This window comes from Kitasatospora sp. NPDC007106, from assembly GCF_040634455.1.
In the GTDB taxonomy this organism is placed as follows: domain Bacteria; phylum Actinomycetota; class Actinomycetes; order Streptomycetales; family Streptomycetaceae; genus Kitasatospora; species Kitasatospora arboriphila.
This window is the reverse complement of the sequence record NZ_JBEYFP010000319.1, coordinates 1-6,658: the sequence shown is the minus strand read 5'-3', so window position 1 is coordinate 6,658 and position 6,658 is coordinate 1. Positions and strand designations below refer to the sequence as shown.

Annotated in this window: 8 protein-coding genes; 6 read left to right on the top strand and 2 right to left on the bottom strand. The window is 77.2% G+C overall.

The features are described 5' to 3' along the window. Positions 1-78 precede the first annotated feature (78 nt). The 5 genes from folP (at position 79) to ABZ641_RS22045 (ending at position 3,343) form a co-directional block, all read left to right on the top strand. Positions 79-933, top strand: a complete 855-nt coding sequence (gene folP / locus ABZ641_RS22065; RefSeq protein ID WP_344622568.1) for a dihydropteroate synthase — start codon at positions 79-81, stop codon at positions 931-933. A gap of 73 nt (positions 934-1,006) precedes the next feature. Beyond that, positions 1,007-1,483, top strand: coding sequence for a nuclear transport factor 2 family protein (locus ABZ641_RS22060; RefSeq protein ID WP_344622615.1), 477 nt, complete (start codon positions 1,007-1,009; stop codon positions 1,481-1,483). Positions 1,484-1,690: 207 nt separating this feature from the next. After that, the gene (gene folB, locus ABZ641_RS22055; protein WP_344622614.1) at positions 1,691-2,050 is read left to right on the top strand and encodes a dihydroneopterin aldolase; all 360 of its coding nucleotides are present in this window, start codon (positions 1,691-1,693) and stop codon (positions 2,048-2,050) included. Positions 2,051-2,090: 40 nt separating this feature from the next. Then, positions 2,091-2,690: a 2-amino-4-hydroxy-6-hydroxymethyldihydropteridine diphosphokinase gene (folK, locus tag ABZ641_RS22050; protein ID WP_344622567.1), complete on the top strand. Its 600-nt coding sequence runs from the start codon at positions 2,091-2,093 to the stop codon at positions 2,688-2,690. Positions 2,691-2,848: 158 nt separating this feature from the next. Further along, on the top strand, positions 2,849-3,343 hold the full coding sequence (locus tag ABZ641_RS22045; protein ID WP_344622566.1) for a DUF3180 domain-containing protein: 495 nt from the start codon (positions 2,849-2,851) through the stop codon (positions 3,341-3,343). Positions 3,344-3,388: 45 nt separating this feature from the next. On the opposite strand, the gene ABZ641_RS22040 is transcribed toward ABZ641_RS22045, so the two are convergent. Together ABZ641_RS22040 and ABZ641_RS22035 are read right to left on the bottom strand one after the other, a co-directional pair. Further along, positions 3,389-4,945 carry an alpha/beta hydrolase gene (locus ABZ641_RS22040; protein ID WP_359984163.1) on the bottom strand — a complete coding sequence of 519 codons (1,557 nt, stop codon included), beginning with the start codon at positions 4,943-4,945 and terminating at the stop codon, positions 3,389-3,391. Between the two features lies 1 nt (position 4,946). Next, on the bottom strand, positions 4,947-5,216 hold the full coding sequence (locus ABZ641_RS22035) for a hypothetical protein (protein WP_344622564.1): 270 nt from the start codon (positions 5,214-5,216) through the stop codon (positions 4,947-4,949). A 179-nt stretch (positions 5,217-5,395) separates the two neighbouring features. Between ABZ641_RS22035 and ABZ641_RS22030 the strand changes: the two genes are divergently transcribed. Next, positions 5,396-6,499 carry a hypothetical protein gene (locus ABZ641_RS22030; protein ID WP_344622563.1) on the top strand — a complete coding sequence of 368 codons (1,104 nt, stop codon included), beginning with the start codon at positions 5,396-5,398 and terminating at the stop codon, positions 6,497-6,499. Positions 6,500-6,658 lie beyond the last annotated feature (159 nt).

Sequence of the window (6,658 nt, the reverse complement as noted above, 5' to 3'; positions counted from 1 at the left end):
GGGCACCGGACCCCGGTGCCCGCCGCGGGCGCGTTCCGGCGGCCCGATCCGGCCGCCGGGTGGCTCGATAATGGCCCCATGGACAACCTGCCCGGCCTCCCGACCCTCGACCGCTGCGCCGTGATGGGGGTGGTGAACGTCACCCCCGACTCCTTCTCCGACGGCGGCCTGTGGCTCGATCCGGCCGCGGCGGTGGCGCACGGCCTGCGGCTCACCGCCCAGGGCGCCGACCTGATCGACGTCGGCGGCGAGTCCACCCGGCCCGGCGCCCAGCGGGTCACCGAGGAGGAGGAGCTGCGCCGGGTCGTCCCCGTCGTCCGCGAGCTCGCCGCCGCCGGCGCGGTCGTCTCGGTGGACACCATGCGGGCGAACGTCGCCGCCGCCGCGGTGGAGGCCGGCGCCCGGCTGGTCAACGACGTCTCCGGCGGCCTCGCCGACCCCGGGATGGCCGAGGTGGTCGCCGCCACCGGCGCGCCCTTCGTGGTGATGCACTGGCGCGGCCAGTCCGCCGACATGGACTCCCTCGCCGTCTACGACGACGTGGTCGCCGACGTCACCGCCGAACTCACCGCCCGGGTGGCCGCCCTGCTGGCCGCCGGCGTCAAGGAGGAGCAGCTCGTCCTCGACCCCGGCCTCGGCTTCGCCAAGACCTCCGAGCACAACTGGGCCCTGCTCGGCCGGCTCGACGCGCTGACCGCGCTCGGCCGCCCCGTGCTCGTCGCCGCTTCGCGCAAGCGCTTCCTGGGTACGCTGCTCGCCAACCCGGAAACCGGGGAGCTGCGCCCGGCGAGGCAGCGGGACGACGCCACCGCGGCGGTCTCCGTGCTCTCCGCCCGGGCCGGCGCCTGGGCCGTCCGGGTGCACGACGTGGCCGGCACGGCGGACGCCGTACGAGTGGTCGCGGCCTGGCAGCAGGCCGCCCGAAGGGGGTAGGCGTGGCAGGAGCCCGGCAGGAGACACAGTGCGGGACGACGACGAGGCCGGCCCGCCGATCGGAGGCGGCACGATGAGCGGCGACCGGGCGGCGGCCCTGGAAGTGGACCGCGAGGCCGTCCTGGCGGCGAACCAGGCGCTCTACGAAGCACTGGAGAACGGCGACCTGGAGGCCGTCGAGGCCATCTGGCTGGGCGCCGGGGACGCCGACGACAAGACCGGCGTGGTCTGCGTCCACCCGGGCTGGCCGGTGCTGCGCGGGCGGGCCCAGGTCACCCGCTCGTACATGCTGATCATGGCCAACACCGAGTACATCCAGTTCTTCCTGACCGACGTCGAGTGCGAGGTGCAGGGCGATGTGGCCCTCGTCACCTGCACCGAGAACATCCTCTCCGGCGGCGAGGCCGAGGAGGAGGGCGAACTCGGCCCGCTGGTCGGCGGCAAGGTCGTCTCCACCAACCTCTTCCGCCGCACCCAGGACGGCTGGCGGATCTGGTCGCACCACGGCTCACCCGTTCTGACCAGCGGAGACGACGAGGACGAGGACTGACCCCGCAGGAGGGCCCCGCAGCGTCGCCGGAACGGCACGAAACGTTCACGTCAATCGCCGATCCGGCGCGCGTGGCGCCCCGCCCTGCCGGGTAGACGGTCTGGACCGCGGGCACCCGGAGGTAGATTCGAGGGACGGCGGGCGACGGTGCCCGCCTTCGCCCTGTCCTCGGTCGGGGCCGTCTTCCTGGGAGCAGTGATTCGTTTGCTGGACCGCGTCACCCTGCGGGGCCTGCGTGCCCGCGGCCACCACGGCGTCTTCGAACGGGAGCGCCTCGAGGGCCAGACCTTCGTCGTCGACCTCGTGCTCTTCCTGGACACCCGGCCGGCCGCGGCGGGCGACGACCTCACCAAGACCGCCCACTACGGCGTGATCGCCGAGGAGGTCACCGCGGTGATCGCCGGCGACCCCGTCGACCTGATCGAGACGCTCGCCCAGCGCATCGCGGACCAGTGCCTCAAGCACGAGCCCGTCCAGGAGGTCGAGGTCACCGTGCACAAGCCGGACGCCCCGATCACCGTCCCGTTCGACGACGTGACCGTCACCATCCACCGGGGCCGCGCATGACGTGCCGGCTGCCCCGCCCCCGAGCCGCAGAGGGAACCCGATGAGCACCAGTGACCCGACCGCCTCGCCGACCACGTTCGACCTGGAGCGCCGGGTGGACAGTGCCGACTCCACCCTGCAGACCGTCCGCCACGCCGCGATCGCCCTCGGCGCCAACCTCGGCAACCGCCTGGAGACCCTCCAGGGAGCCGTCGACGCCCTCGCCGACACCCCGGGCATCAAGGTGACCGCGGTCTCCGGAGTGTTCGAGACGGACGCCGTCGGCGGCCCCGCCGACCAGCCGTCCTACTTCAACGCCGTGGTGCTGCTGCGCACCACGCTGCCCGCCGAGTCGCTGCTGGAGCGCGGCAACGCCGTCGAGGACGCGTTCGGGCGGGTCCGCGAGGTCCGCTGGGGCCCGCGCACCCTCGACGTCGACATCCTCGCCGTGGAGGGCGTCCTCAGCGACGACCCGCACCTGCTGCTGCCGCACCCGCGCGCCCACGAGCGCGCCTTCGTGCTCGCCCCCTGGCTGGACGCCGACCCCACGGCCGAGGTACCCGGCCGCGGCCAGGTCGCCGACCTCCTGAAGGAGCTCGGCGGCGAGGACGCCCAGGGCGTCCGCCGCCGCGCCGACCTGCAGCTGCGCCTGCCGGAGTAGGACCGCCGCACGGCCCGGCGGGCGGGAACTTCCCCGCCCGCCGGGCCGTCCGTACAGGTGGCGCGCGACGGCCCGGTACGGTGGGCACGCACCGCCGCACCGCGACGGTCCGTCAGGGACAGCAGTCCGTCGCCTCCGCCGGGAAGGACATCGTCCGCGTGAAGCCGCTCCGTCTGCGCCTGCTGCTCGGCATCACCGCCGTGGCGGGGGTGCTCTCCTGGTCCGGGGCCAAACTCTGGGGGTCGCTGGGCAGCCTGCCCGGTGTCCCGGCCGCGGCACCGCTGGTGCTCGCGGCGGTCGCCGTGGTGCTGCTCGCCACCGCGATCTCGCTGCGCTCCCGGCTGAAGGCGGTCCGCGAGCGGCAGCCGGACGCCAAGGGCGTGGACCCGCTGCACGCCGCCCGGGCCCTGGTGCTCGCGCAGGCCAGCGCACTGGTCTCCGCGGTGGTCACCGGCATCTACGCCGGCACCGGGGTCTACCTGCTGGAGCAGCTCGACATCGCCGCCCGCAAGTCGCAGGCGGTCACCGCCGGCTTCGCCGTCCTGGCCGGCGCCGCCGTGATGGCCGCCGCGCTCTGGCTGCAGCACATCCTCCGGCTGCCCGAGGACCACGACAACGGCCGGCGCCACCCGGCCGAGCCCTCCCCGCGCTGACCCGCCCCTTCCGGGGTCCGGCCGTTCCGGACTCCGGCGCGGGGTTCAGCGCGGCGGCACCGCGGTGGTCTCCGCGCCCCGCCCGGCGACCACCCGGCCGATGTTCTCCAGCGAGGCGGACGGCCCGTCCGGTGCCGCGTCGAAGTACGCGGAGTGGCTGGCGAACGGGTGCTCGGGATCGCCCGGTGCCACCTCGAAGCGGTGCGCACCGAAGCCGGCGTCCGCCGGGTCCCGGCCGAACCACAGCTCGTCCGGGCCGGCCGCCTGCCCGAGCGCCGCCGCGGCCGGGCCGCCCAGCAGCATCCCGCCGGCCACCCCGGAACCGGCCGGCAGCCGTCCCACCGGATCGTGCTCGGCCACCCCGACGTACACGTGGCCGGCGCCCACCCTCAGCCGGTCCGCCCGGTCCACCCCGGCCCCGGGACTGCCCACCAGCACCACGTCGTCCATCCCGGTGCCGTCCTGCCGGGCGGCGAGCCCGACGACCAGCGAACCGTAGCTGTGCCCGACCGCGGTGACGTGCGCCGGCTCCCCCGGCCGGGCCGCCCGCAGCCCGCCCAGGAAGCGGTTCAGGTCGGCCGCGCCGGCCTTCGCCCGGGCGTCGCCCGCGACCTCGGCGGAGCGCAGGCTCAGCCCCTCGTTCGGCGGGGCGTCGTAGCCCAGCCACACCATCGCCGCCGTCGTCCGGCCGCCCCCGCAGCGGGCCGCCGCGGTGCGGATCCGCTCCGCCCGCTCGGCGTCCCCGCGACCCGCGGCGGCCAGCTCGGTGCCGAAGCCCGGCACGTACACCGCCACGTCGTCCGCGGTGTCCGGGTCGCCGTACCCGAGGACGGCCCGGCCCTGGCCCTGTGCACCGAGCGCGAGCAGCAGCAGGTCGCCGCCCGCCGGATCGCCCTCGGCCAGCCGGGCGGCGACCGCCCGCAGGCCCTCCCGCAGCGGGCCGGGCAGCACGTCCGGGTGCTCCAGCAGCCGGGACAGCTGCAGCCGGTTGGCACGGTCCCGGTCGCGGGCGGGCAGCCCGTCCAGGGCACCGACCAGGTCCGGTCGACCCTCCGTCAGGGCCGCACGGGCGCCCGGCGCCAGAGCGCGCCACCAGGCGGCGACCTCGCCGGGGCCGGCGCCGGGCGGCGGCAGCAGCGCCCGCAGCGCGGCGTTCAGCGGCTCCCGCGGGTCGGACAGCCGGCCGAGGCCCGCCACCGCCGCGGCCGGCGTCAGCGCCCGGCCGTCCCGGGCCGCCGCGGCCAGTGCCGTCAGCCGCTCGGCGGCCGCGGCGTCCGCCCGCTCCGCCGCCGCGACCGCACCCGCGGGATCGCCCGGCAGCGCCGCCTGCGCCACCGCGAAGGCCTCCGCCGCCTGACGCAGCGTCTCCTGGACGAGCGTCAGCTCCACCCAGGCCGCCTGCAGTCGGCCGGTGGCCCGGTCGACCGCGGCACCCGCCAGCTCGGCGGCCCGGCCCTGCCAGCCGGAGCCGTGCACCCCGCCCGCGGTCTGCCGGGCCCACGCCTGGTGGTGCCCCTCCAGCGCGGCGGCCAGGGCGCCGTACGCGGTCGCGGCGGCGGGCAGTTCGGCCGGCCGGGCGGCGGCCAGCGCGGCGGCGTCCACCTCAGCCCGCCGGGGTGAGGCTGCGGCGGACGGACTCGTCGGCGGCGGTGTAGCCGTCGGCCGTCCGCACCAGATCGGCGCCGATCGTGCCGAGGTCGTCCGCCAGCCGCTCGAACAGCCGGTGCCACGCATCGGCGCAGTCCCGCAGCGCGGCGGCCGTCCGCCAGCCCGGCAGCGCCGCGGCCGCCGCGTCGGCCGGACCGAGCACCGCACGGGCATCGGCGCGCAGCTGCTCCGCGGTCCGCCGGGCGGCCTGCCCGGCCGCGGTCAACTCGCCTGGGTGCACACGGAAACCGGGGGACACGGGCACCTCGCTCAACGGTCGGAATGACGCCCGCCATGGTAACGGCACGTGATTGCCCAAGAGCGCCGAGTATTTCCGACGGGCTGTCAAGAGCCGAATGAGTGGCGAGGCTGACAGGGCCCCGATTCGCACGCTAGTTTCTTGGCATGTCTCGTGGACGCCACCGTCATTCCTCCGTCCTCGGCCGCTACGCGCCACCTGTCGCCATCGGTGTGCTCGTGCTCGCCGCCGTGGCCGCGTTGGTGGCCACACCGGATCCGGTGGTGGCGCGTTCCGTCGGCGTCGCCGCCGTGGTCGCGGCCGTCGGACTCGGCCTCCTGCTGCGCCAGCGCGACCGTGCGGCCCGGGCCGCCCTGCAGCTCGCCGCGACCAGGCGGCTGCGCCTGGAGGAGCGGTTCGAGGAGCAGCTCGCCGAGGCCGAGTACGCGGCCGAGGTCGCCGAGGAGCGGGCCACCCGCTTCGGCCGCCGGCTGACCGCCGAGAAGTCCCGGCTCGCCAAGGCCGAGACCGAGATCGCCCGCCTGCTGCGCGAGCGCGCCGTCGCGGTCGCCGAGCAGGCCATGCGCGAGGCCGAGGCCGCCAAGCGCGCCCTGGAGGCCGCCCGCCCCAAGCACCCGGCCAGCCCGGCCGCGTACGTGCGGGCCGCCGCCGCGCTGCGCCACCTGGAGCGCGTCGGCAACGAGGCGGAGGCGCGCCGCCGCGAGGGCGAGGCACGGGCCCAGCTGGAGCTCCGGCCGCGGATGCCCGAGCCGGTGCCCGTCGCCCGCCCGAAGGCCCGGGAGACCGCCCCGGCGGCCGTCGTGCCGGCCCCCGAGCCGGCTGCCGACCGGCCGCTCACCGCACCGCCCGCGCTGCGTCCCCGCACCGGCACCGTCGTGCCCGCCGCCCGCGTCCGGGCGGCCGGGCGGGGCCCCGGATTCAGCTTCTTCGGCCGGCCCGCCACCGCCGCGGCACTGCGGGCCGCCGCCCCGGCGCCCGCCGTCGGCGACCTGGCCGACCTGGCCGACCTGGCCGACGTGGTCGGCGACGAGGCCCTGGCCGAGAGCGTCCGCTACGCGGCCCCCGCGGCGCAGGCCCTCCCCGTGGAGCAGGCGCCTTCGGCCGAGCAGGCCCCTCCGGTGGAGCCGGCCCGGACGGAGCCGGCCCCGCTGGCGGACGCCGAGCACGGCCGCCCCGAGGTGGTCGACCTGACGCCGCACGAGGACACCGAGATGCTGCAGCTCCCCGAGCTGCGCGCCGGGCGCTCCTGACGGCGGACGCAGGCACCGGCACGAACGCAGAACGGGCGATGCCCGGGAATCCGCTGGGATTCCCGGGCCGGCGCCCGTGGGGGGGGGGGGGCGGGTTTGGGACCCGCCGCGGGGCGGGGGGGGGGGCCGATAGGGAGAGGGCACCGATGTTCTCCCATC